Origin of the sequence: Pseudomonas sp. AL03, assembly GCF_029960815.1 — a bacterium.
Classification (GTDB): domain Bacteria; phylum Pseudomonadota; class Gammaproteobacteria; order Pseudomonadales; family Pseudomonadaceae; genus Aquipseudomonas.
The window spans coordinates 38,738-62,202 of sequence record NZ_JASBRE010000026.1 but is presented as its reverse complement, the minus strand read 5'-3'; the positions used below and the strand labels follow the sequence as shown (position 1 = coordinate 62,202).

Annotated in this window: 19 protein-coding genes; 7 read left to right on the top strand and 12 right to left on the bottom strand. The window is 58.3% G+C overall.

The features are described from left to right. Nucleotides 1-10: 10 nt before the first annotated feature. Nucleotides 11-2,470 carry an EAL domain-containing protein gene (locus QK293_RS21940; RefSeq protein ID WP_282380990.1) on the bottom strand — a complete coding sequence of 820 codons (2,460 nt, stop codon included), beginning with the start codon at nucleotides 2,468-2,470 and terminating at the stop codon, nucleotides 11-13. Between the two features lie 238 nt (nucleotides 2,471-2,708). Between QK293_RS21940 and QK293_RS21935 the strand changes: the two genes are divergently transcribed. Continuing rightward, nucleotides 2,709-5,549, top strand: a complete 2,841-nt coding sequence (locus QK293_RS21935) for a hypothetical protein (protein WP_282380988.1) — start codon at nucleotides 2,709-2,711, stop codon at nucleotides 5,547-5,549. Then, nucleotides 5,539-6,942, top strand: coding sequence for a deaminase domain-containing protein (locus QK293_RS21930; RefSeq protein ID WP_282380986.1), 1,404 nt, complete (start codon nucleotides 5,539-5,541; stop codon nucleotides 6,940-6,942). The genes QK293_RS21935 and QK293_RS21930 overlap by 11 nt, the downstream gene beginning before the upstream one ends. Here QK293_RS21930 and QK293_RS21925 read toward each other — a convergent pair. The 5 genes from QK293_RS21925 to QK293_RS21905 form a co-directional block, all read right to left on the bottom strand. Then, nucleotides 6,923-8,761, bottom strand: a complete 1,839-nt coding sequence (locus QK293_RS21925) for an ABC transporter ATP-binding protein (protein WP_282380982.1) — start codon at nucleotides 8,759-8,761, stop codon at nucleotides 6,923-6,925. The genes QK293_RS21930 and QK293_RS21925 overlap by 20 nt on opposite strands. After that, entirely contained in the window at nucleotides 8,754-9,356 is a 603-nt protein-coding gene (locus QK293_RS21920) for a DsbA family protein (protein WP_177338865.1), read from the bottom strand. The genes QK293_RS21925 and QK293_RS21920 overlap by 8 nt, the downstream gene beginning before the upstream one ends. A 39-nt stretch (nucleotides 9,357-9,395) precedes the next feature. Beyond that, nucleotides 9,396-10,337 carry a rhodanese-related sulfurtransferase gene (locus tag QK293_RS21915; RefSeq protein WP_282380980.1) on the bottom strand — a complete coding sequence of 314 codons (942 nt, stop codon included), beginning with the start codon at nucleotides 10,335-10,337 and terminating at the stop codon, nucleotides 9,396-9,398. Nucleotides 10,338-10,521: 184 nt separating this feature from the next. Then, nucleotides 10,522-10,815, bottom strand: a complete 294-nt coding sequence (locus QK293_RS21910) for a BolA family protein (protein WP_282380978.1) — start codon at nucleotides 10,813-10,815, stop codon at nucleotides 10,522-10,524. A 12-nt stretch (nucleotides 10,816-10,827) separates the two neighbouring features. Next, nucleotides 10,828-11,352, bottom strand: a complete 525-nt coding sequence (locus QK293_RS21905; RefSeq protein ID WP_109633752.1) for a DUF2059 domain-containing protein — start codon at nucleotides 11,350-11,352, stop codon at nucleotides 10,828-10,830. 190 nt (nucleotides 11,353-11,542) lie between these two features. On the opposite strand from QK293_RS21905, the gene QK293_RS21900 reads away from it, so the two are divergent. Next, entirely contained in the window at nucleotides 11,543-12,937 is a 1,395-nt protein-coding gene (locus QK293_RS21900) for a class II fumarate hydratase (RefSeq protein ID WP_282380971.1), read from the top strand. Between the two features lie 127 nt (nucleotides 12,938-13,064). Here QK293_RS21900 and QK293_RS21895 read toward each other — a convergent pair whose 3' ends face one another. Further along, nucleotides 13,065-14,024 (bottom strand): DMT family transporter, encoded by a 960-nt coding sequence (locus tag QK293_RS21895; protein ID WP_282380969.1) that lies wholly within the window; start codon nucleotides 14,022-14,024, stop codon nucleotides 13,065-13,067. A gap of 201 nt (nucleotides 14,025-14,225) precedes the next feature. Here QK293_RS21895 and QK293_RS21890 point away from each other — a divergent pair, with 201 nt between their 5' ends. Further along, nucleotides 14,226-14,420 carry a DUF6316 family protein gene (locus QK293_RS21890; RefSeq protein WP_282380967.1) on the top strand — a complete coding sequence of 65 codons (195 nt, stop codon included), beginning with the start codon at nucleotides 14,226-14,228 and terminating at the stop codon, nucleotides 14,418-14,420. A gap of 123 nt (nucleotides 14,421-14,543) precedes the next feature. Here the strand turns inward: QK293_RS21890 and QK293_RS21885 are convergent, their stop codons facing one another. Then, nucleotides 14,544-15,728, bottom strand: coding sequence for a thiolase family protein (locus tag QK293_RS21885; protein WP_282380965.1), 1,185 nt, complete (start codon nucleotides 15,726-15,728; stop codon nucleotides 14,544-14,546). Nucleotides 15,729-15,829: 101 nt separating this feature from the next. Further along, a complete protein-coding gene (gene pap / locus QK293_RS21880; RefSeq protein WP_282380962.1) occupies nucleotides 15,830-17,353 on the bottom strand; it encodes a polyphosphate:AMP phosphotransferase in 1,524 nt (507 codons plus the stop codon). 319 nt (nucleotides 17,354-17,672) lie between these two features. Here pap and mnmC point away from each other — a divergent pair, with 319 nt between their 5' ends. Continuing rightward, nucleotides 17,673-19,655 (top strand): bifunctional tRNA (5-methylaminomethyl-2-thiouridine)(34)-methyltransferase MnmD/FAD-dependent 5-carboxymethylaminomethyl-2-thiouridine(34) oxidoreductase MnmC, encoded by a 1,983-nt coding sequence (gene mnmC / locus QK293_RS21875; protein ID WP_282380959.1) that lies wholly within the window; start codon nucleotides 17,673-17,675, stop codon nucleotides 19,653-19,655. Nucleotides 19,656-19,932: 277 nt separating this feature from the next. Here mnmC and QK293_RS21870 read toward each other — a convergent pair whose 3' ends face one another. Continuing rightward, entirely contained in the window at nucleotides 19,933-20,349 is a 417-nt protein-coding gene (locus QK293_RS21870) for a DUF3775 domain-containing protein (protein ID WP_282380957.1), read from the bottom strand. Nucleotides 20,350-21,202: 853 nt separating this feature from the next. On the opposite strand from QK293_RS21870, the gene QK293_RS21865 reads away from it, so the two are divergent. Continuing rightward, the gene (locus QK293_RS21865; protein ID WP_282380955.1) at nucleotides 21,203-21,445 is read left to right on the top strand and encodes an AlpA family transcriptional regulator; all 243 of its coding nucleotides are present in this window, start codon (nucleotides 21,203-21,205) and stop codon (nucleotides 21,443-21,445) included. A gap of 346 nt (nucleotides 21,446-21,791) precedes the next feature. Continuing rightward, nucleotides 21,792-22,220, top strand: a complete 429-nt coding sequence (locus QK293_RS21860; RefSeq protein WP_282380953.1) for a hypothetical protein — start codon at nucleotides 21,792-21,794, stop codon at nucleotides 22,218-22,220. Between the two features lie 20 nt (nucleotides 22,221-22,240). Here QK293_RS21860 and QK293_RS21855 read toward each other — a convergent pair whose 3' ends face one another. Both QK293_RS21855 and QK293_RS21850 read right to left on the bottom strand, forming a co-directional pair. Then, complete coding sequence (locus tag QK293_RS21855) at nucleotides 22,241-22,777, bottom strand: lysis system i-spanin subunit Rz (protein ID WP_282380950.1); 537 nt, start codon at nucleotides 22,775-22,777, stop codon at nucleotides 22,241-22,243. Continuing rightward, nucleotides 22,747-23,280: a glycoside hydrolase family 19 protein gene (locus QK293_RS21850; RefSeq protein WP_282380948.1), complete on the bottom strand. Its 534-nt coding sequence runs from the start codon at nucleotides 23,278-23,280 to the stop codon at nucleotides 22,747-22,749. Before QK293_RS21850 ends, QK293_RS21855 begins: the two co-directional genes overlap by 31 nt. Nucleotides 23,281-23,465: the final 185 nt, after the last annotated feature.

Sequence of the window (23,465 nt, the reverse complement as noted above, 5' to 3'; positions counted from 1 at the left end):
GCAAGAGATTTCAACGGAACGTGCCAGGCGCCTTGAATAACAAAGGCTGAGGCCTGGCAGGACGACTTTGTAAACTGTCGCAGGTAAACGGATGCGGGCGTTCAATAACATACCCTTGAGCGTAATCCACCCCAATCTCCAGCAATGCCTGCTCGATCTGGGGTGTTTCAACAAACTCGGCAATCGTACGCTTACCCATGACATGACCGATGTGATTGATCACTTCGACCATGGCGCGGTTAATGGGGTCGTCCAGCATATCCTTTACGAAACTCCCGTCGATCTTCAGGAAGTCTACAGGTAAATGTTTCAAGTAGGCGAATGAGGACATTCCAGCGCAGAAGTCATCCAACGAGAAGTGGCAACCTAAACCTTTGAGTTCATTAATAAATCTAATTGCACTTCCAAGATTGGAAATCGCACTGGTTTCAGTGATTTCAAAACAAATCATTTCAGGCGGTATGGAGTAAGTAACAAACTGTTCACGCAGGAAGTCCAGAAACGCGTCATCTCCGATAGTTGTGCCTGACAGATTAATCGCACACATGGCTAACGGCCCTTTGTGTTTTTCGGCAATGCATTGGGCAATGATCTTGAATACGTTCTGCACAACCCAGCGGTCAATGGATGTCATCAGTCCATAACGTTCGGCAGCCGGAATAAAACTATCGGGCAGAATCATGCGCCCGGCTTCGTCATGCAGGCGCAACAGGATTTCGATATGTCCGCCGCCCTTTTCGATATGACCCAGGGGTGCAATTTCCTGGGCGAACAGACAGAAGCGGTTGTCTTCCAGCGCCATGTGCAAGCGCTGCACCCAAGCCATCTCGCCGAAGCGCAGGGACAGTTCCGAATCGTCGGCGTGATAGACCTGAACCCGATTGCGACCTTTTTCCTTGGCCATGTAGCACGCCATGTCGGCAGCGCGCAGCGAGACCTCGAGGGTGGTCGGGTTCTGAGCGACGTGAACCAGCCCGATGCTCACCGTGGTCACGAACGGTCGGCCTTTCCAGACGAAGTGCAGGTTCTGCACGGTCTGACGCAGGCCCTCGGCGATTTTCTCCGCGGCTTTTGGGGCGCAGTTCGCCAGCAGGATGCCAAACTCGTCTCCACCCAGCCGGGCCAAGGTATCGCCTTCGCGCAAACCGGATTGCAACAAAGCGCAGATATGCCGCAGTAACTCGTCACCCGCGGCATGGCCGCAGGTATCGTTGACCAGTTTGAACTGATCCAGATCGAGGAACATCAGCGCATGGCGCCCCGATTGCCGCGTCAGGTTGTGCAACGCCTGTTCCAGGCGGTACTCGAACTCGCGGCGATTGGCGAGCCCGGTCAAGGCGTCATGGGTCGCCTGCCAGGATAAATTGGCAATGTACTGCCGCTCCTGGGTCATGTCGTGCAGCACCAGCACCGTGCCGCTGACCTTGCCAGCGTTGCGGATCGGCGCACCGACCAGGGTGACCGACACCGTGCTGCCATCCAGACGCTGAATCAATTTGGAGTGTTCGCTGCCACCGCTGAGTTGTCCGCTCAAAATGTGCTCGATCAGCGTAAAGCCATCGGTCTGAGCGTTCTCGTCCAGCAGATTGAACAGCGCCGCCAGCGGCAAACCTGTCGCCTGTTCGGCCTTCCAGTGCGTCAACGCCTCGGCGGCCGGGTTCATGTAAGCGATCGCGCCTTCGACATCCGTGGTGATCACGCCATCGCCAATCGATTGCAGGGTGATTTGCGCCCGGTCTTTCTCCAACTGCAGCGCGTCGGCGAAGGCATGGCGCTGCTTGAGCAGTTTGTGCGTACGCATCAGGGCCAAGACAATCAAGCCCAGGGCGGTGGCAAGGTTCGTCACCAGCAGCAGACGCAAAATCACCCGCGAACCTTCGCCCAAGGCATCGCTGAAGGCCTTCGCCGCCGGCGTCACTTCATCGTTGATGGCGAAAATCTGATCCTTCCAGCGCTCGATATCGCTCTCGGAGGCCTGTCTGGTGATGATGCGCTGGTGCATTTCCCGTGCGACGTCATCAAGCCGCTCCAGATACGCGTCGCCCACCGTCCAGAGGTCGATGGCTTTCTCTAGGTAGGTGAAGTGCCGGAAGTTGAGGTACAGCCAGATCAGGCTGGAGATGTCGTCCGGGTGGTTGCCACCCTTGAGAATCGCCCGTCGTGCCGCCTCGATATTCGGCGGCTGATGGTCCAGCGCCACGCGCAACTCGTGGCCCCCTTGGGGCACGGCAATGGCGTTCTGGTATTTAAGAAAAATGCGCTCGTCGCGACTGTCGGCGTAGATATTAAGGTAATAGATGGCGTCTTTTTGGCCCTTGGACCAGAGGCTTTCACCGGCTACATAGCCGCGCACCGCCGACAGAACGTACAGGCTGACACCGCCCAGCAGGGCCTGAAACAGCACGACGGCGATGAATGGCCAGACGATGCCCAACAACCGTGGCGTTCCGAGAGTCCGCGTTTGATTCATGAGGTCCCTTGCATTAACACTGCTTGATCGTCTTCCGGACGAAATCGCTATAGCTAGACTAGGGGGCGTTTTCGCTCCCGGCAAGCGGACAGGTCGCGTCCGGCAATTTCAATTGGCAGCGGCGCAGGCAACGCGCACTGGGGGGCAGTTCGACGCTTGGAGTGCAAAAACCGCGACCCGTAACAACTATGTACCGCCACAAGCAGCTTCAGGTGCTCAAGACTGGTGTCTCTCCTACTTGAAGATGCCAACTGATATGACTTCCATGCCCCCTGAAATAACCGCATCACCACAACCTCAAGGTCAAATGGCGCAACACGACGCCTTGCCGGCCGAACGTCGACATAGCAACCCTTTGGGCTTATCGGTAAACGAGCTGGAAGAACGACGGGCGGCCGCCGCTTTAAAGCTCGAGAGTGGCAATGACCTTTTACAGTTGAGGCGAGGCCCGACCCCCCGAGACCTGGCGCTGTTCGAAAGTGTCAAACGAGTGTCCGCTGATCCCGACCGCGTGGATGTGCAGGCACTGCATGACCGGATCATCTGGGCAGAAGTGATCCTGGCCGTCCAGGATTTTTTACCCGAAAAAAGCTCCTCGCTCTTTAGTTATCTCGCCGGACATGTTTTTTCGTCGGCGACTATGGAGCAGATCAAGGCAACACCCACTGTTTTTTTACAGAGGATTCTACAAACCGCCGAAGCCGAAACGCTGGGCCATTCACTTTTAAAGGCCATTGGTTGGTACGGAGGCAATCAGGGTGAGGAAACATCACCCACCATCCGCACCCAATTAACCGCCCGGGCCTTACAGCTTTGGATGAACCGGCCCGACAGTGAATCCCCCCTCTGCGTAGCCGGTTACGACTTGCGGACCGCCTCGATCCAGGGAAAAACCTATCAGACCATCCAGTCCGAATTTGTGGCCCATCTGATCAAGTCCGGACGGGCAGCCTCGGAAAAAGAAGCCGTCATCATTTCGCAGTTGTTTCTGCCCCGATTTCCGAGCGAATTTCGCATCAGAGACATTCCGCCCACGCTTCGATACTGCGGTTCTGTCGTTTGGGTGAATTTTGTCAACGGCGTGAACCTTATTCAGGTGACAGATGCGCAAGCGTTGGACCAGATGACATTCCAGCAGTTGGTCAATCTGCCGATTGAGACCTCCAGGGAGGCGTCGCCCGAACAACTGGAACTCCTTACCCTGACAAGGATTGATCCGGCCCTTGCCTGGGCGATAGCCCAGGGTGAAGTAGCTCATCGCGACGATGGAAATTACTCGGATGACGAAATTGAACACGCGCTGCGCTGCCTCGATCGGCATACGGACGAACTGACGAAAGCCGTCCTGCAACTTGATCAGCCCCCCCCAAGCCGGCTCGAGATGGCGAAAGCGCAGGTGGAACGTATCTTTGGCAAAGGCAGCTTCACTTCCGACGGAAAAAAACTTGCCTGGAAAATCCCTCTCGACCCAAGTGGTTTTCGCGACACTCCCGTGCTCAGAGGCAAGGAGTATGACTATTACAGCTTCGTTGATGTTTACGCCTCGGGCCAATTCCACAATAAGAAAGTCTGGACCATCACCGAGAATGACGGCCGCACCCTTACTCCCCAGAAAATACAGCTGCTGGAGGACAGAACGATAAGAGTCTCGCCCCCCTGGAAATTGCCCATGTCCACTTTCGTCCTGTCTCCCCACAAACAGCTGCCAGATATCAAAACGCTCTTTGATAGCGCCTTTAAACAGTATCTGACATTGACTAAAGCGGCGTATGAAACGCTGATTCAGAGCCTGCTCGCCTCACTGCCCAGGGTTGATCGCCGGATGCTGGAGTCCGGCGAGGCCAGAATTTACAGTTTGAGAAAGGAGACAACGAGTGTCGAAGCACAGAATGAAACCGCTGAAATGATCCTGCCGCTCAGAGCCCGCAACGGTTTGATATTGCGGGCCACTCACGAGCAGCAAACTGTCACTTACGAGCTATTGCCTCGCGCCGGGGTCATACGCCGTCTCGAAGCGCTGTCACCGGAGTTGATTGGCGGCCGAAAAACCACCCAGGAGTGGAAAGTCAGCAGATCCGGAACCGTCAAGGTTTCAGTGCTTCGCCATAAAGACCTGCCATTCGACTGGGACGCTCACTCATCGGGGACCGTCCCGAAGAACAATGCGTTTTGCCAGGCCATCATTGAACAGCTGGGTAACACGCTACCGGCCACAGCCTCCGGGTCTTCAAGCGCACAGAACGCTCCCACTACATTGTCGTCGGAGCGAACGAAAGCCATCAGCCACCTGATCGCGACTGAGCTTCTATATGTCGACCCCAAGGCGCTGAGAGAGGCCGCTAACGGGCAAACCGCATTCGAACGCAAAGAAGCGCAAGATAAAAAAATCCTCCAGCTCGTGAAAATCTTCGTTCCGTTCTGGAACAGCATCGAAGACCTGGCGTCCGGGGATCGCCATCGAATCATCAACGGGGTGTTCGGCCTGTTGGCTGACCTGGTCGCGTTCGTGCAGCCCGTCGGCAAGTTTGCTTCAGGCTCCGTGGCGCTATTGAAGACCGGAGGCCAATTGACGGTCTTCGCTCGTCTGAACACGTTTGGAACGCTGACAAAGCGTTTGCTGACATCCAGCCTGCGAGCACTTTTACCCCTTGATGGACTTCCGCAACTGGTGCATCCACTGGGTAAAGCCATCATCAAATTAGGCAGGTCCGGCATCTTCAGGTCCAAGAGGCTGATCGGCAAAGCCGCCCGGTATGACGTGCTGCGCAGCCTGCCGGATATCCAGGACGCTGGACGATGGAGGGCGCTGGCCGCCACGGATGAGTTGGTCACGTTCAAAGGGGTCGATGATGTGCCCGTGCGTCAGATTCGCACGGGTGCTGAACCCCACTACCGTCTGCTGGACCCGAAGACGTCCAGACCTTACGGGCCGGCATTGAAAAACGATGAACTGATACGAGGTCGATCTCATTACCGGAGCCTGGAAACCAGCGGCGATCACGTACTCGTCGAACTGCCGGAAAACGTCCGGGCGCGAGAACTGCTCGAAGTTGATGGCCGGACAACGCTTGCTGCTTGATGACGTGCCCTATAGACTGCACGAAAACACGTTACGCCGCGCTGACCTTGTTGAGGTCGGATACACGGCGCTGCCATGCCGAGTGCGTCGCGTCCCTGGAGCGGTATGCACCACGAGTTTCGTCACGAGGCCGCCGGCAGCCCCTCCGCTTCCCGCCGACCGATTCGACGACACCAAAGGCTGGGCGCTCTGGTTCGGTGACACGATTTACACCCCGGCCGGCGGCCGCGCCCCGATGAAAGCGGCCTCCTTTGTCAAACGCGATCACCTCACCGCGACCATCGAATTTCGCAAGGGCATTTATGCGCGCGTCAAAATCAACGTACCGGAGCAGGGTCTTGACGATACTTTTCAGGTAGGCGCGATTATCTGCCCCTCCAAGGACGGCTCGAAACACTATGTGTTTACACGCCTCAACGCGGGAGACTTTTACGTGGCCGAGCGCGGCGCAGGGCAGAGTCTGTACGACGGCCTGCTGTCCCTCAAGAAAGCCGATACCCTTGGCGACGAACTGAAAAACGAACTGATAGTGGTCTACACCGGCTCGCTGAATGCCAACAACGTCGCGCGCATTCACGGGGTCGAGGCCGTTGAACGCGCCATGAAAACCATGGATGACATCGCCATCCCCCTCGGCGTCAAGGCGACACCGCCCGACAATATGAACGGGCTGAGAGTGGACACCAGCCCGGGTGAGGCGTTGATGTTCGACAACTCGACACGAATGATCGTCACCCGATTACCGGAAGGAGCGAGTTCCTGGACACGCAGCACCGGAGCGCCGCAAGCCTTCCGGGAAAGAACAGCCACTGTCTTCGATACGCTGTTCCAGTCGCCGACCAGCAATCCCGCCAATGCCGCCGCCGCGTTGCGGATCGACAGAGCGATGCAGAAACTGCAACGGCTGTTGCCCCTGCGCGAACGTGCGCTCAATGCCAGAAACATCGCCTTCGCCGACGTGACGACCATTTCGGGGAGTCGGGAGGTCTACGTCAGTGTTTCCGGCGCCCAGCGCACCACCACCCGCTTGCCGTTGTTCCAGCATCTGGGCGGCAATCAGGTCCGTATGGGTGATACGACGTACTTCAACATTGATTTCGATCAGGCTTATCCCAGAACGTCCCTCGAGGTCACTTCCGAGGGCAAGATATTGGCCGTCCCTCTGACGATCAAGGACATCAACACCTATAAACCGGCACAGACGATCAGACCGACTTCGCTGGACAGCGAAAGCAAGCTGATCGCTGCGATTCGTAAAAAATATCCCGATTTGTCGCAGATCCGCTCCGTCGACGTGGCGACGACAATGCGCCCTTGTGAGTCGTGTTCAGTGGTGCTGAAAGAGTTCGGTCACGATGGCGCAGACAACGCGCTCAAGGTGCTTTGGGGCTGATCTGCAATTGCTGCAAATGCCCATAAAGCTTGGCGTACAACCCACCCTCGGCAATCAGTTGCTGATGGTCGCCATCCTCGGCAATCTGCCCGCCATCAAACACCAGCACCCGGTCGGCCTGCTTCACAGCCGACAGTCGGTGCGCAATGATCAACGTGGTGCGGTTGCTCAAGAACCGCGCCAGCGCCTGGTGCAAGTTGTATTCGGTGGCGGCATCCAGCGCTGAGGTGGCCTCGTCGAGGATTACCACCTTGGGCTCGACCAGGACCATCCGCGCAATGGCCAGGCGTTGGCGCTGCCCGCCGGATAACCGCACGCCGGAACGTCCGACGATGCTGTCCAGGCCGTTGGGCAGTTCTCGAACGGTCTGGTGCAGTTGCGCGATTTCCAGCGCTTGCCAGCAGGCTTCGTCGCTGCGCTCACGGCCCATGGTCAGGTTGGCGCGGACGGTGTCGTTGAACAACGCCGGATGTTGCAGGACCACGGCGACGTTCTCGCGCACGGTTTCCAGACCAATTTCCTGCTGGGTCGAACCGCCGAAGCGGATCGTTCCGGCGAGCGGCGTGTACAAGCCCAGCAGCAACTGCACCAGCGTACTTTTACCACCGCCGCTGGCACCGACGATCGCGACTTTCTCACCGGGAGCGATCGACAGGTCCATCTGATTCAACACCAGTTCGTCGCCGTAGCCGAAACTCAATCCCTGGACTTCGATGCCAACGGTTTTGCGGCCGTTGAACGGGTCCACTCCGCCCGGATATTCAGGCTCATCGGCCCGGGCCAGTAACTCGTTGATCCGCGACAGTGCGCCGCCGGCCGCGTAGTAGGCGTATTGCAGATTCAGCAGTTGTTCCACCGGGCCGATCATGAACCACAGGTAGCTGAACACCGCGAGCATCTGGCCGATGGACAGGTCGGAAAACAGCACAGTGAGCATCGCCGCCGCACGGAAAATATCGATGCCAAACTGGAACAGCAAGCCGCTGGCACGGTTCGAGGCATCGGTTTTCCACTGCGAGATCACCGCGTAATCGCGTACTTCCCGGGCGCGTTGACCCAGGCGCCCGAGGAAAAAGCCCTGACGATTGCCGGCGCGTACTTCCTGAATGGAATCGAGGGTTTCGGTGAGTGCCTGGGTGAAACGCGAGGTGCTGTCGTTCTCGAGTTTCTTCAGGTGCTTGACCCGCTTGCCCAACTGCACCGTGGCGTAGATCACCAACGGGTTGAACAGCAGGATCAGCAACGCCAGCTTCCAGTGCATCCACATCAGGATGGAGGCGGTGCCGACCAGGGTCAGCATGGCCACGAGGAAACGACTGAGGGTTTCGCCAACGAATTTGTCCAGCGTGTCCAGGTCGGTTACCAGGTGGGTGGTGACCGTGCCGCTGCCCAGGCTTTCGTATTCGCCCAGCGAAATGCGCTTGAGCCGTTCGATCAGCCGCACGCGAATGCGGTACACGATGTCCTTGGCCAGCGCCGCGAACAACCGCGCCTGCACGACGTTGAACAGCAAAGCGGCGCAACGCAGTCCCAGCGTCACCAACAGCATCAGGCCGATGTAACCCGCGGCTTTCTGCCAGTTTTCGGGCAGCGCGTGGTTCATGATCTTCAGCGCGGTGTCGCCGTGGCCCAGCAGCACTTCGTCCACCAGCAACGGCAAGAGCAAGGGGATCGGCACGCTGCACAGGGTTGCCAGCACCGCCACGCCGTTGGCAATCCACAGGGATTTCTTGTGATGCAGCGCCAGGCGGCGGATTTCCACCCAGCTCAGACGGTCGACACGTGTAGCGGTTTGGGCGTCGTCGGGCAGATCATGCACAGGCAGCGCGCTCCAGCCAGCGGCCGAGCAACGGAGACAATACGCTGAGAGGCTGATAGCCATTGGTCAACAGCGCCAATTGACCGTCACGCTCAGCCAGCAAGGTAGGGAAACCGGCAATGCCCAGGTCCTGGACCCAGGTGAAATCGGCAGCCGTCGCGGCGTGCTGATCGGCACGGTCGAACGCAGCGGCGAACTCGATGCGCGGTAGACCGGCTTGCTCCGCCAGTTCCACCAGAACGCTGGCGTGGGTGACATCGCGACCTTCGGCGTAAAACGCGTGCTGAATCAGCCCAAGCAGTTTCCACGCGCAATCCGGCGCCAGGCTGCGCGCAGTCACCAGTGCCCGACAGGCAGGTTCGGTGTCGTAGACAAACCCGTCGGGCAATGCGCCTTCCAGCTTAAACGGTTGGCCAGTAGCCTCAGTGACCGCCTGCCAATGCTCAAGGATATAACGTCGGGTCGTCGGCTCCAGCGCGGAACCGCTGCCAGTACGCAAACCGCCTACCACCAGATGCACGTCCACACCCGCGGCTTGCGCCTGCTCGACCAGCGCGTTGGCGACTGGCGCAAAGCCCCAGCACCAGGAACACATCGGATCCATCACATAGAGCAGGCGTTGCGCAGACATGGTTCAAGCCTCGGAAGGAGTTTGCTTGTAGTTGTAGCCGATCGGATGAGGCAGGTTGCGCGCTTTGGCCAGTTCGATCTGCTTCTGCCGATCAATGGCGCTGCGGCGGGTTTTCTCGCTGAGCGTATCCCAGCAATGCGGGCAACTGATGCCGGCCACATAGTGCTCGGATGTGCGGTCTTCGACGCTGATCGGTGTACGACAGGCATGACATTGATCGTAGTCGCCTTCGCTGAGGTCGTGACGAACGGTCACGCGGTTATCGAACACGAAGCAGTCGCCCTGCCATTTGGTTTCTTCCTGCGGCACCTCTTCGAGGTACTTCAGAATGCCGCCCTTGAGGTGATAGACCTCGTCGAAGCCTTGGCTGAGCATGTAGCTCGACGCCTTTTCACAACGAATGCCGCCGGTGCAGAACATCGCGACTTTCTTGTGCACGGCCGGGTCGAAGTTGGCTTTGATGTAGTCGGGGAATTCGCGAAAACTGGTGGTCTTCGGATCGATGGCGCCCTCGAAGGTGCCGATCGAGACTTCGTAGTCGTTGCGGGTGTCGATCAACAGCACTTCAGGATCGCTGATCAAGGCGTTCCAGTTCTCTGGATCGACGTAGGTGCCGACCTTTTTGTTGGGGTCCACGCCTTCAACGCCGAGGGTGACGATTTCTTTCTTGAGTTTGACTTTGGTGCGATAGAACGGCTGATCGTCGCAGTACGACTCTTTGTGGTCGATGTCGTCCATGCGTGGATCGTTCTTGAGCCAAGCCATCAGCCCATCGATGCCTTCGCGGCTGCCGGACACGGTGCCGTTGATGCCTTCTTCAGCGATCAGCAGCGTGCCTTTGATGCCGTTGTCGACCATCGCTTGCAGCAATGGCTCGCGCAGGGCGACGTAATCTTCCAGAGTGACGAACTTATACAGTGCCGCCACGACAATCTGTTGTGTCATGGGTGATTCTCCAGGTGGCTACCCTCGTAAGGGGTGAACCGGATGCGAAAAAAAACGCGCCGGGTGAGCGGCGCGTTGCGGATTCTAGCAAAAATAAATGTTTCTCTGTAGGAGCACGGCTTGCCGGCGAAGGCGATCTTGAATACGCCTTCGCGGGCAAGTCGGATCGCCGCACCGCTCGCTCCTACCTGCCGCGAGCACAGGTTGGCGAGGCCGGAGCCGCGTCGATCTGTGCCCATTCCTCTGGTGTGTAGGTATGCAGCGCCAACGCATGGAATTCGCCCATCAGCTCGCCGAGCGTGCCGTAGACTTTTTGGTGACGCTTGACCCGGTTGAGCCCTTCGAACTGCTGGCTGACCACCACGGCCTTGAAGTGAGTCTGCAACCCACGGCTGTGCATGTGGCTTTCATCCAGCACTTGCAGATGCTGCGGCTGCAACAGGCCCAGCGTCGATTCGATGCGTTGTTGCATGGTCATACCGAACTCCGCTTAAGGCTTTTTCTTGGCTGGAGCGGCGGCGCCTTTAGGCTCCAGCTCGGCCGTCATGTCAGCCAGCAGTTTGTTGACCACAGGCACTGCGCTTTCCAGCTTGGCTTGAGTCATCTGGGCCGATTGCTGAGTCAGCTGCGGCATTTTTTCCAGGACTTTCTTGCCCAGTGGCGATTTGTAGAACGCGACCAGGTCTTTCAGCTCGGATTCGCTGAAGTTGGTGGTGTAGAGCTTGACCATGTCCGGCTTCAGCTTGTTCCAGCCAATGGCTTGGTCCAGCGCAGCGTTGGCTTTGGCCTGGTAGGTTTCCAGCAAGGCTTTTTTCGATTCAGGCGCTTTGGTCTGTTCAAAGCGCTGAGCGAACATTTGCTGCACTTGCATGTACACCGGGGTGCCCAATTTGTCAGCGTGCGCCAGGGTCAGGAAAGCTTCGGCACTGGCGTTGTGGCTGGCGGTATCGGCAAAAACAGGGCCGCTGGCGCAAACCAGTGCAACCGCGGTACAGATGGCACGAAGACGAGTCATCGAGTTTCCTTTTCTAGCAGGCGAGGTAAAACCCCAAGGGCGTCCATTCTGCGCCTAAAAAAGTGTGTCGCTCAACCCCAAGCCTTACAGGGCCTGAATTAGAGGGGTTGAACGGTCAAATTCCAGACTGATGGAACCACGGCCGGCGATGACGGCCTAAACTGCGATCAGACCTACAGGAGTGTGCACGATGAGCCGTATCGAAACCGACAGCCTTGGCCAGGTGGAAGTCCCGGATGAAGCCTACTGGGGCGCTCAGACGCAACGCTCGCTGATTAACTTCGCCATCGGCAACGAACGTATGCCGCTGGCGGTGCTGCATGCCCTGGCGCAGATCAAGAAAGCCGCGGCGCGGGTCAATGACCGCAACGGTGACCTGCCCGCCGACATCGCCCGGCTGATTGAACAGGCCGCCGACGAAGTCCTCGATGGCAGCCACGACGACCAGTTCCCGCTGGTGGTCTGGCAGACCGGCAGCGGCACTCAGAGCAATATGAACGTCAACGAAGTGATCGCCGGACGTGCCAACGAACTGGCCGGTAACCCTCGCGGCGGCAAATCACCGGTTCACCCTAACGATCACGTCAATCGCTCTCAGAGCTCCAACGACTGCTTCCCGACCGCCATGCACATCGCCGCCGCCCAGGCGGTGCAACAGCATTTGCTGCCGGCGATCAGCGAACTGTCGGGCGGATTGGCCGAGCTGTCCGCGCGACACATGAAACTGGTCAAGACCGGTCGCACCCACATGATGGACGCGACGCCGATTACCTTCGGTCAGGAACTCTCGGCGTTCATCGCGCAACTGGATTACGCCGAGCGGGCAATCCGCAGCGCGCTGCCGGCCGTGTGTGAACTGGCCCAGGGCGGCACCGCGGTCGGCACCGGACTCAATTCGCCCCATGGTTTTGGCGAAGCCATCGCTGCCGAGCTGGCCGCCCTTTCCGGCCTACCGTTCGTCACTGCACCGAACAAATTCGCCGCCCTGGCTGGCCATGAACCGCTGACAACACTGTCCGGCGCGCTGAAAACCCTTGCCGTGACCCTGATGAAAATCGCCAACGACCTGCGCCTGCTGGGCTCCGGACCGCGAGCAGGCTTTGCCGAAGTGAAACTGCCAGCCAACGAACCGGGCAGCTCGATCATGCCGGGCAAGGTCAATCCGACTCAGTGCGAAGCGCTATCGATGCTCGCTTGTCAGGTACTGGGCAACGACGTCGCCATCGGTTTTGCAGCGAGTCAGGGCCATTTGCAATTGAACGTGTTCAAACCGGTGATCATCTATAACCTGCTGCAATCGATCCGCCTGCTGGGCGATGGTTGCAGCAACTTCCACCAGCATTGCATTGCGGGTCTGGAACCGGATGCAGAGAAAATGGCTGAACACCTGGAGCGTGGGTTGATGCTGGTGACGGCGCTGAATCCGCACATTGGTTATGACAAATCGGCGGAGATCGCCAAAAAGGCTTACACAGAAGGGCTGACCTTGCGTGAGGCGGCGTTGCAACTTGGGTATCTGACAGATGAAGAGTTTGATGCCTGGGTGCGGCCGGAGAATATGTTGGAGGCGGGTGCCAAGGGTTAAGATTTTCGGCGCTTGACAGTCAGTCTTCGCGGGCAAGCCTCGCTCCTACAGGGTTTTGTGTCGATCGCACTATCGGGATCGCCCCCCTGTAGGAGCGAGGCTTGCCCGCGAAGAACGATGACGCGGTCTAACTGGCGGCCATCCGCACCTTTCGGGCTCTGAGCCCCGCAATCAACGACGGCCCTAACGCCACCAACGCCGACCCAAGCACCACCAGCACCGCCCCGCCATAACCCAGACCATTGATTGTCTCAGCATGCACATAGTCCGGCCATAACCCCGCCGCCACAGCCACCGCAGCGAACGTCACCAACGGCGTAATCGCCAGCGTCGCACTGACCCGCGATGCCTCCCAATGGGCCAGAGCCTCGGCAAATGCGCCATAGGCGATCAGGGTGTTCATGCAGCACGCCAGCAGCAGCCAGCCTTGCAGCGGACTCAGTTGCAGCGCTTCCAGCGGATGCACCCACGGCGTCAGCAACAACGCGCAGAACAGGTAGATCACCATCATCACCTGCAACGAATTCCATACCGTCAGCAATTGCTTCTGCCCCAAGGCGTAGAACGTCCAGACCGTGGACGCCAACAGCACCAACAGCACACCGGCGGTGTAATCGGTCAACGAAGTAAGCAACTCGGCCAACCGCTGATTGAAAAACAATGCGAAACCGATCAGCAACACCAGCAGGCCAATCCCCTGCCCCACGCTGAACCGTTCCTTGAATACAAACAGACTGGCGATCAACAACATGATCGGCCCCATCTGCACCACCAGTTGCGCGGTGCCGGGGCTGAGCAGGTTCAGGCCCATCAGGTACAGCACGTAATTGCCCACCAGGCCGAGCACCGCCATCAACACCAACCAGCCTCCGCGCGGGCCGAGCACTTTGCGGCTCGGCAGGCGCCTGGTCGCCGCCAGGTAAATGAACAGGCACCCGCCGGACACGATCAAGCGAAACCAGGTCACCGTCACCGGGTCCATCACCAGCAGCACTTGCTTGAGTTTGATCGGCAGAATTCCCCACAGCAGCGCAGTCAGCAAGGCCAGGAACAGACCATAAACCCAGCGACCCGATGAAATGTGCATGGCGAACCCCGAAGCCAAGTGGCGAGAAAGGTCATTCTAGGCTTAGAGCCGTTCGGCACACAGGGACAGTTGGGTGTGGGCCGCGAATGAAACTGTGCGGGTCGCACCATTAAATTGGCGCTATGCCGTCGATCGGCTGGCCAGGCGTTGCAAGTGGTTCATGTTTAAGCTCATTGAATTCGCCAGCAGCAGGAGATCGCCATGTACGGCAAGCGCGCCCAGGACAATGCCCCCACCACGCACTTTCGCTGTGACCGGGTGTGTCGTGTGAATGGGGAGTTGTATTTCAGCACCCGGGAAAACACCCTGGAGGGGCCGTTTGAAAACCCGGAGAAATTGGCGCGGGAGGTACAGGCTTATATCGAGCGGGTGCTGCTTTTGCGTATGAGCCTATAGACCGCGGCGCCTCCATTCGCGAGCAGGCTCGCTCCCACAGGGATCTCGTGTGTGACAAAGATCGAGTGTGGGAGCGAGCTTGCTCGCGACAGTGGCTAACCAGGCAACACAAATCTTGCAGTCTTAACGCACCGCTTCAAACAACCCGGTCGCCCCCATCCCGCCACCCACACACATGGTGACGATGCCGTAACGCAGATTACGCCGTTGCAATTCACGCACAAGGTGCCCGACCTGACGCGAACCGGTCATGCCGAACGGGTGGCCTATGGAAATCGAACCGCCGTTGACGTTGTACTTGTCGTTATCGATCTCCAGCCGATTGCGGCTGTAAAGGCACTGGGACGCGAAGGCTTCGTTGAGTTCCCACAGATCAATGTCGGCAACCTGCAAACCCTTGGCCTTGAGCAACTTCGGCACCGAGAACACCGGGCCGATGCCCATTTCATCCGGCTCGCACCCGGCCACGGTGAAACCACGGAAGAACGCCTTCGGCTTCAACCCCAGTTCCAGTGCTTTTTCCAGGCTCATGACCAGCGTCATCGACGCGCCATCGGACAGCTGAGAAGAGTTGCCCGCCGTCACCGTACCGTCTTCGGCAAACACCGGTTTCAATCCCGCCAAGCTTTCCAGGGTGGTGTGCGGGCGATTGCAGTCGTCGCGATCGACGATGCCGTCAAGGATCTGCACCCGACCGGAGGCCTTGTCTTCAACGCGATACTTCACCGCCATCGGCACGATTTCATCGTCAAACAATCCAGCGACCTGTGCCTGAGCGGTACGTTGCTGACTTTGTAGCGCGTACAGGTCCTGTTCTTCGCGACTGACGTTGTAACGACGGGCAACGATTTCGGCCGTCTGCCCCATCGGGAAATAGATGCCTGGCACCTGCTCTTTAAGCAGCGGATTGATCAGGTTGTCGGTGTTGATACTTTTCATGGTCAGGCTGATGGACTCGACGCCACCGGCGACGATGATGTCGCTGCAACCCGAAGCGATCTGGTTGGCGGCGATGGCAATCGCCTGCAAGCCCGACGAGCAAAAACGGTTGAGCGTCATGCCGGCAGTGCCAGTCCCCAAGCGCGACAGCACCGCAACGTTGCGACCGATGCTGAAGCCCTGGCCACCTTCGTTGGAGCCGGCACCGACGATGCAATCCTCGACGCTGGCCGGATCAATGCCCGTGCGCTCGAGCAGCGCATTGATGCAGTGAGCCGCCATGTCGTCCGGACGGGTCTGGTTGAACTTGCCGCGAAAGGATTTGGCCAGGCCGGTCCGCACGCTGTCGACGATCACTACTTCACGCATGGCATACCTCATTATTGTTGTCGGTTGGGAGTGGACCGAGCATAAGTCCACCGTGTTATCGACCGCGACAATCATTCACCCCGCGTATGCGCAACCATCGCTCACTTCTTGGGCTTTTTCACCTTCCTGTCGTGCTTGCCGGATTTTTCGAAAGCCTCCTCCAGCGCCAGATTAATGGTGCGCAGGACTTTGACCCGCGCCCAGCGCTTGTCATTGGCTTCCACCAGCGTCCAGGGCGATATCTCGGTGCTGGTGCGATCGACCATGTCGCCGACCGCCGCGCGGTAGTCGTCCCATTTATCACGATTGCGCCAGTCATCTTCGGTGATCTTGAAGCGTTTGAAGGGGATCTGTTCGCGCTCTTCGAATCGTTCCAGTTGCGTCTGTTTATCGATAGCCAGCCAGAACTTGACCACGATTACCCCGGCATCGGCGATCTGCTCTTCGAAATCGTTGATCTCACTGTAGGCGCGCAACCAGTCGGCCGAGCTGCAAAAGCCTTCGATGCGCTCCACCAGCACCCGGCCATACCAGGAGCGGTCGAACACAGTGAATTTGCCGCGCGCCGGTAAATGTCGCCAGAAGCGCCAGAGATACGGGTGCGCCCGTTCCTCTTCGGTGGGCGCGGCGATCGGCACGATGCTGTACTGACGCGGGTCCAGCGCCGCGGCAACCCGGCGAATCGCCCCGCCTTTGCCCGCCGCATCGTTGCCTTCAAACACCGCGATCAAGGCGTGCCGACGCATGCGTTTGTCGCGCATCAGCCCGGAAAACCGCGCCTGCTCGGTGATCAACTGTTCTTCGTAATCGTCCTTGTCCAGGCGCAGGGTCAAGTCGAGGCTGTCGAGCAGGTTTACCTGATCGACGCTGGGGGACACTGGCGCGGCGCTGACTTTTTCCGGGTGAATTTTCGGCCGTTTCAGAGCGCTTTGCAGACCCTCGAGCAAAATTTTGCCCACGACCAGGCTCCGATAACGCGGGTCCATCCCGGCGATGACATGCCACGGCGCATAGTCACGGCTGGTGCGGCGCAGTATGCGTTCGCCATATTTCACGAATGTGTCGTACGTTTCGGATTGTTGCCAGTCCAGCGGACTGATGCGCCAGCTGTGCAGTGGGTCATCGGCCAGCGCCTTGAGGCGTGCCTTCATTTGTTTCTTGGAAAGATGGAACCAGAACTTGAAGATCAGCGCGCCTTCGTCGCACAGCATCTTCTCCAGCCGCTCGGCTGCGTTGATGCTTTGATCGAGTCTGGGATCGCTGAACAAGCCATGAACCCGACCTTGCAGCATCTGGCTGTACCAGTTACCGAAGAAAATCCCCATGCGGCCCTTGGCCGGGAGCATCCGCCAGTAGCGCCAGGCCGGTGGCCGCGCCAGCTCTTCGTCGGTCTGTTGATCGAAGGTGCGGACCTCGATCAGGCGTGGGTCCATCCATTCGTTCAGCAACTTGACCGTCTCGCCCTTGCCGGCGCCTTCGATGCCATTAATCAAAACGATCACCGGAAAACGGCGTTGCTGGTGAAGTTCGAACTGCGCTTCGAGCAAGGCTTCACGCAAGGCCGGCACTTCGGCGTCGTAGGTTTCTTTGTCGATGGCGTGACCGATTTCGGCAGATTCGAACATGGGACGGCTCCTTCCAGGATTGAGCAAGACTATCGGATTGACCTCACCTGCGTGGGAGAAATCCCTTGCTCGCAGCAACGACTGGCTCCTTGTAGCAGCTGCCGAAGGCTGCGTTCGATCGCGCAGCGGTCGCAAAATCAGCCGATGTATTTTTTCAGGTAAAACGTGAATTCAGGATTTACGATCGCTGCGCGATCGAACGCAGGCTGCGCCAGCAGCTACAGATTTTCAGCGAATCTGCGAACGCACGCGTTGCCATGGATCAAGCACCGCCCCGGCGATCGGCTAGAATGGCCGCCTTGCCGTTGCCGAGCCTGCCATGAAACCTGTATTGCCCCACGCCCAGCTCGACTGGGACGACCAAGGGCTCCCGCGCTCGCGGGTGTTCGATGATGTGTACTTTTCCGACCTGTCCGGGCTGGACGAAACCCGCTACGTCTTCCTCGAACAGAACGCTTTGCGTGAGCGCTTCGCTGCGTTGCCGGCCGGCGGTCGACTGGTGATTGGCGAGACCGGTTTCGGTACCGGGTTGAATTTTCTGTGCGCCTGGCAGTTGTTCGAGCAGCATGCGGTGGCCGGAGCGCGGCTGCATTTTGTCAGTGTCGAAAAGTACCCGTTGAGTGCACCGGATCTGCAACGGGCGCTTGCGCTCTGGCCGGAGCTCAAGCCGTTTACCGATCAGTTACTCGCGCAGTACGTGGGGATCCACCAAGGCTTCCAACGCCTGGTGCTGGACAACGGCCGCGTGACCCTGACTCTACTGATCGGCGATGCGCTGGAACAATTGCCGCAACTGGACGCGCAAATCGATGCCTGGTTTCTCGACGGTTTCGCCCCGGCGAAAAACCCTGACATGTGGACCGCGGAACTGTTCACCGAACTGGCGCGGCTGGCGGCGCCCGGTTCGACCATCAGTACGTTTACCAGCACCGGCTGGGTGCGCCGCCTGCTGAATGCGGCGGGCTTCAAGATGAAGCGCACGCCCGGCATTGGCCACAAATGGGAAATCCTGCGCGGCGTGTTTCTCGGCTGGCCTGAAGAAGTCCCGACGCCCGCCGCGGCCAAACCATGGTTTGCGCGCCCGACACCACGGACCGGCGAACGTCGGGCACTGGTGATCGGTGCCGGCCTGGCCGGTTGCGCCACGGCCGCCAGCCTCGCGGCGCGGGGTTGGCAAGTCAGTCTGCTGGAACGCCACCACGCACTGGCGCAGGAGGCTTCGGGCAATCCTCAGGGCGTGTTGTACCTCAAGCTTTCGGCCCATGGGACGGCGTTGTCGCAACTGATTGTCAGTGGTTTCGGTCACACCCGGCGCTTGCTTGAACATCTGCATCGGGGCGTCGACTGGGACGATTGCGGGGTCTTGCAACTGGCCTTCAACGCCAAGGAAGCCGAGCGTCAGGCGCAATTGGCTTCAGCCTTCGCGCCAGACCTGGTGCACTTGCTCGATCAACCGCAAGCCGAGGCCCAGGCCGGCATCGCCCTTGAGCACGGCGGATTATTCTTCCCGGAAGGCGGCTGGGTTCATCCGCCCGCGTTGTGCCACTGGCAAGCGTCCTCGGCGAACATCCAGTGGCTGCCCCATCGCGATGTACTGGAACTGCGCAAGGTTGATGATCAGTGGCAGGCTTGGGACGGGGATGATTTGCTGGCCAGTGCCCCCGTGGTGATCCTGGCCGGCGCCGCCGAGATCAAGCGTTTTGCGCAGAGCGCCGAACTGCCCCTCAAACGCATTCGTGGCCAGATCACCCGACTGGCACAAACACCTGAAAGCCAGAGCCTGGCCACCGTCGTCTGCGCCGAAGGCTATGTCGCGCCGGCTCGACAGGGCGAACACACGCTCGGCGCCAGCTTCAATTTCAAGAGCGATGACCTGACCCCGACCCTCGCCGAACACCTCGGCAACCTGGCCTTGCTCGAGGAAATCTCCCCGGACCTGACCACTCGACTGCATGCTCAGGAACTGGACCCGCAGCAGCTTGAAGGGCGCGCCGCGTTCCGCTGCACCAGCCCGGACTATCTGCCGATCGTCGGCCCGTTGGCCGAGCAAGCAGCGTTCGCCGACGCCTACGCCGTACTGAGCAAGGATGCCCGGCAAGTACCAGACACTCCCTGCCCCTGGCTTGAGGGTTTTTACGTCAACAGCGGCCACGGTTCTCGCGGCCTGATCACCGCGCCACTGTCGGGTGAATTGCTCGCAGCGTGGATCGAGAACGAACCTCTGCCCCTGCCCAGAGCGGTCGCCGAGGCCTGTCATCCCAACCGTTTTGCCGTGCGCCAATTGATCCGCGGAAAAATCTGACGGCTCGCTTTATAACTTATCGGTCTAAAACTCCGGAGATTGAGCCGGGTCAGTTTCTGAGTACCCGCTGTTTTTGGCGCGTATCGATTGACCCTCCCCAACGGAAAAACCGGTAAGGACTTTATGTGTGGATTAGCTGGCGTTTTTGGTCCGGGGGTTTTAAAGGGCTTCAGGGGGTATTCAACCCCCTAAATCCCCCTCAAAAACACCCGTTTGGTACAAAAAGTGGTACGAGAAGGACGGGATTTAATTGTTTCCCAGTTTGAAATCCCGTCCGTTAACGGCGGCCCTGAGCAGCCTTGAGATACCGGTGGAGCACGTTGGTTTTTTGCTCGCACATACTGATCAAGGTTGAGGTATCGTGATGCTGAAAATTGCGGAGATGATCCTTGTAAACATCCCCGAACTCTTCCCTGGGGGGCTGTTCCTCCCGACCTTCGTCGTCATCCTGGTCGTTTTCATAGGGTTCACTCTCGAGCATATATCGGCCGGCATACATCATTGCCACCAGATTTAGAGCTTGGTTATGACTGAGTTTATTGAGCGAATCGCGAAGCGCCTTTTCTTCTGGGCTAGGGTCTCCGAGGATGCTTTCCAATATTTGATCTCGGGTTTGATCCTGAGGGATCGCCGCTAGTCGTGCTTCCGACAAAATGATGATTTCGCGAACTGTTGCATCGGACAGATGTTGCATCACGGCTCCTAGCGTTCAAGATGAATGGCGAATAGTACACCGCGCACGGTGTCTTGTGCCTTGTGCCTTGTGCCCTTTCCCTGTCCTGGCCGAACGACAAAACCAACTGCAAAATGTTCTAAAAATTATTCCGGGCTGAGCAGCTTGCGATTTTGCGCAGGTTGACGAATCGACCAAATCGCCATGAAACCAGGTTGACGAAACCCGGTATCCGCCATAACGGGATATTCCTTCGCAATATCCAGATAACGGGATTCGGTCCGAAGGGACTGAATTAGAGCGCGCCTACCTAGCATGCTAATTTTTTCGCCCATATATGTTGGTCAGCGAGCAATCGCGCTGACTTAAGCCTGGCACGCCGCCAGCGCGATCAATCCTTGGCCGCCGTCGCCAGCGATCCCGACGATTGAGCAAGGCGTCTGGGACTGAAGAAAACCTACATTCACCAAATGCAGGCACTAGCGAATAAAGCCCAATACACTCCTCGAGAAAAGGCACTGCTCGATCGGAGGTGGCGCGTGGATGATGAATGCGTAGTTCTGTATAGCTGGACTGGCCAAAATCCTTGGTCGAACTGAATCGTCGGTCAGAGAAGGAATCCGCCGGTGCGTGGACTGGCTGCCCAAGAGTTTCAAAATGGGCACCAGACATTGCTGGCTACAGGAGGATGTTCATGAGTTTTTGCGCGGTCGCCGAGACGGCGAGAACAAGGCGCCGAAGCTCGACAGGAAGCACCAGGTTCCGCCAACGCTGATAAGTCTCAGGTGACACTGGAATGGGAGAGCGATAACTCTTCTTAAGCCGCCGTTCTCCCGGGAATCGGTCAGTAGCGCAATGAATAAAGAGGGTACCCATGAAAAACAGAGCAGCGATAGAAAGCATTGATCGTTTCCTGCGCCTCGACGAAGTGCTTCAAACAACCGGCCTCAGCCGAAACACCGTCTACCGTCGAATGAGGGAGGGCACGTTTCCAAAACAGATTAAAATCGGCCCCAACTCGGCCGCTTGGCGGCAGTCAGCAATATCTAAATGGATGCTCGATCCGATCCCATCTTCGGCGTCCTGCCGACCGAACACAATCCACCTATCGCAGTAGTGATTCGCCAGCGCATCGCTGGTAATCTCCGTGCCACGTTCGCCACCCAAAAATAGAAGCCCTAGGGGCCGCGAACCTTAGGGCTTTGCATTTTCTGAGCCCGCACTTCCTCATCTCGCTCTCCCCCAACACTGCGCCTCGACCACTGTATATCCGAACAGAATCCGCAGAAATGATAGCGGACCCGCTCGACATCGAAGACACCAGCAACCGGTTTGGATGCCCGTCCGAAAGGAAAGGCTTTGGGTCTTAGTTGATTTCCCGGCGCGTCCACCACGATCAAAGTGGTTCTGTCCCATCGCTTTCGCTAGGATGCATAGCGATTCGACACTACAGGAGAGAAATTATGTCCACGAAAACTTTATTAGTACACAAGATTTTGGCTCACCTAGAACGCAAAGATCGAGCCGAGAAGAGACAAGCACAGCAAGTTGAACTCTTCGAGACCAGCGCCTCTGAACTCTACTCAAAGATTGGCGAGATGCTCGCAGGAATACATGGCGTCGAGTTGTCCACGCAGGCTCCAATTCTCCCTGAGCCCGCTTCACGCATCGAAACGCTGTACGTTAAGGTGCTGGACAAAACGGTGACATTTGATCCAGCTGAGCAGAATGAAGAGCGTGGACTGGCTGTTTCAGGACTTTTCGACAGGGCTATGTTTTTCACACCGCTCCATTCTGGCGATTGGGAAGCCGAGGATCAAAGAAGTAATACAACCATTCTTCTGACGGAAAAAGTGATTTTCACTAGGTTAGCAGCCATCGTTCCAGATTGATCATCGACCCACCACAATCGCTATTTTTGCAGATCCCGGGCATACGCCTGGCAGGCCGCTAGCGCAATCAGTCCTTGGTCGCCGGTGTCGGTGATGGCGACAATTCGTTGAGCATGCGCTGGGTCAAGTCGGGCGCGCGCTCCTCCATGAACCACGCCGCCGGCGCCGGTACTGGCTGGCACTGAACAGCCACCGGCTGAATCCGTGGCGTCGAGTAGGACTGACAGCCGCAAATCAGAAGTGGCAAGGCGATCGCGCAGGCGAGCCTGGTCGGTTTGAGCATTGCTCAGTTCCTTGTAGTAGGTTTGTTCGCTGGCCGACAGGCGCTGCTCGAGCGCGAGTCGCTTGTCCTGATCGGCGCGCACCTGGGCGGCAGCCGCGCTGCTGATGCTGTCCAGGTCGGACTGATGCAAGCCTGCCTGCTCGGCCAGTTGCTTGCCGTAGTGCCAGTCCTGCACCTGCCAGGCGCTGCCGGCAGCGGCCAGCGCCAGCAGCAGGACACCAACCAGTTTCCACGGAATAGCAGTCACGCCAGCACCCCCGAGGCCTTCGCCCATAACTTCAGCCGATCCGGTTGGCCATTGAGCCCACCATTGATTCGCCGGGTGATGGATTCGAACTTGTCGGCATCGGCCAGGGTGTTCAGCCCCTTGGTCGCCCAAAACCACGCCGCCGACATACAGGCATGCTGTGGCAGCTCCAGCAGTTCCGGTTGGCTGATCAAGTCCAGGCCCAGAGCTTCGCCGCACGCCGCGTAGTTGGCTCGACCGGTAATCTGGATCAGACCCCGCCCGCGGTACTTGAAGCCGTCGCCCGTCACGGTGTTGCCCAGGTCAGCACGGCCCTCGTATTTGATCTGCGCCAGAGTCGGCCCCCAAATCTCACGGACGTAGACCAACTGGCCGGACTCATGGCCGATCTGGGCAATGAACGAGGCAACGCGCTTGGCCCCGACAATCTGGTACCGCTGCATGGCGGTGTTCAGAACAGGTACAAAAACGCCGGCTTGTTTGCCGGCGTTCGGGAGGATCTGCAGCAGTTGCTGCGCGGTGATTGGCATACTTTTCTCCAGGCAAAAAAATCCCGCTCGATGGCGGGGGCGTCGTGTGTGCAAAGGGCAAACGCGCGAGGCGGATTGGTTTTCAACAATACGAAGCATTAACGAATAAATCGGCTAGCCTCTACGGACAAAAATGAGTTCAGGGAAGTTGACATGCAAAAATATGGGATCCAGCTTCCACCAGA

Coding starts and splice junctions, on each gene's coding strand:
- QK293_RS21855 (WP_282380950.1), bottom strand. CDS start 22,777: ATGGGCGAAGGCCTCGGGGGTGCTGGCGTGACTGCTATTCCGTGGAAA.
- QK293_RS21915 (WP_282380980.1), bottom strand. CDS start 10,337: ATGACACAACAGATTGTCGTGGCGGCACTGTATAAGTTCGTCACTCTG.
- QK293_RS21920 (WP_177338865.1), bottom strand. CDS start 9,356: ATGTGTTCCTGGTGCTGGGGCTTTGCGCCAGTCGCCAACGCGCTGGTC.
- QK293_RS21890 (WP_282380967.1), top strand. CDS start 14,226: ATGTACGGCAAGCGCGCCCAGGACAATGCCCCCACCACGCACTTTCGC.
- QK293_RS21850 (WP_282380948.1), bottom strand. CDS start 23,280: ATGCCAATCACCGCGCAGCAACTGCTGCAGATCCTCCCGAACGCCGGC.
- mnmC (WP_282380959.1), top strand. CDS start 17,673: ATGAAACCTGTATTGCCCCACGCCCAGCTCGACTGGGACGACCAAGGG.
- QK293_RS21885 (WP_282380965.1), bottom strand. CDS start 15,728: ATGCGTGAAGTAGTGATCGTCGACAGCGTGCGGACCGGCCTGGCCAAA.
- QK293_RS21905 (WP_109633752.1), bottom strand. CDS start 11,352: ATGACTCGTCTTCGTGCCATCTGTACCGCGGTTGCACTGGTTTGCGCC.
- QK293_RS21860 (WP_282380953.1), top strand. CDS start 21,792: ATGTCCACGAAAACTTTATTAGTACACAAGATTTTGGCTCACCTAGAA.
- QK293_RS21870 (WP_282380957.1), bottom strand. CDS start 20,349: ATGCAACATCTGTCCGATGCAACAGTTCGCGAAATCATCATTTTGTCG.
- QK293_RS21940 (WP_282380990.1), bottom strand. CDS start 2,470: ATGAATCAAACGCGGACTCTCGGAACGCCACGGTTGTTGGGCATCGTC.
- QK293_RS21900 (WP_282380971.1), top strand. CDS start 11,543: ATGAGCCGTATCGAAACCGACAGCCTTGGCCAGGTGGAAGTCCCGGAT.
- QK293_RS21895 (WP_282380969.1), bottom strand. CDS start 14,024: ATGCACATTTCATCGGGTCGCTGGGTTTATGGTCTGTTCCTGGCCTTG.
- QK293_RS21910 (WP_282380978.1), bottom strand. CDS start 10,815: ATGACCATGCAACAACGCATCGAATCGACGCTGGGCCTGTTGCAGCCG.
- QK293_RS21865 (WP_282380955.1), top strand. CDS start 21,203: ATGAAAAACAGAGCAGCGATAGAAAGCATTGATCGTTTCCTGCGCCTC.
- pap (WP_282380962.1), bottom strand. CDS start 17,353: ATGTTCGAATCTGCCGAAATCGGTCACGCCATCGACAAAGAAACCTAC.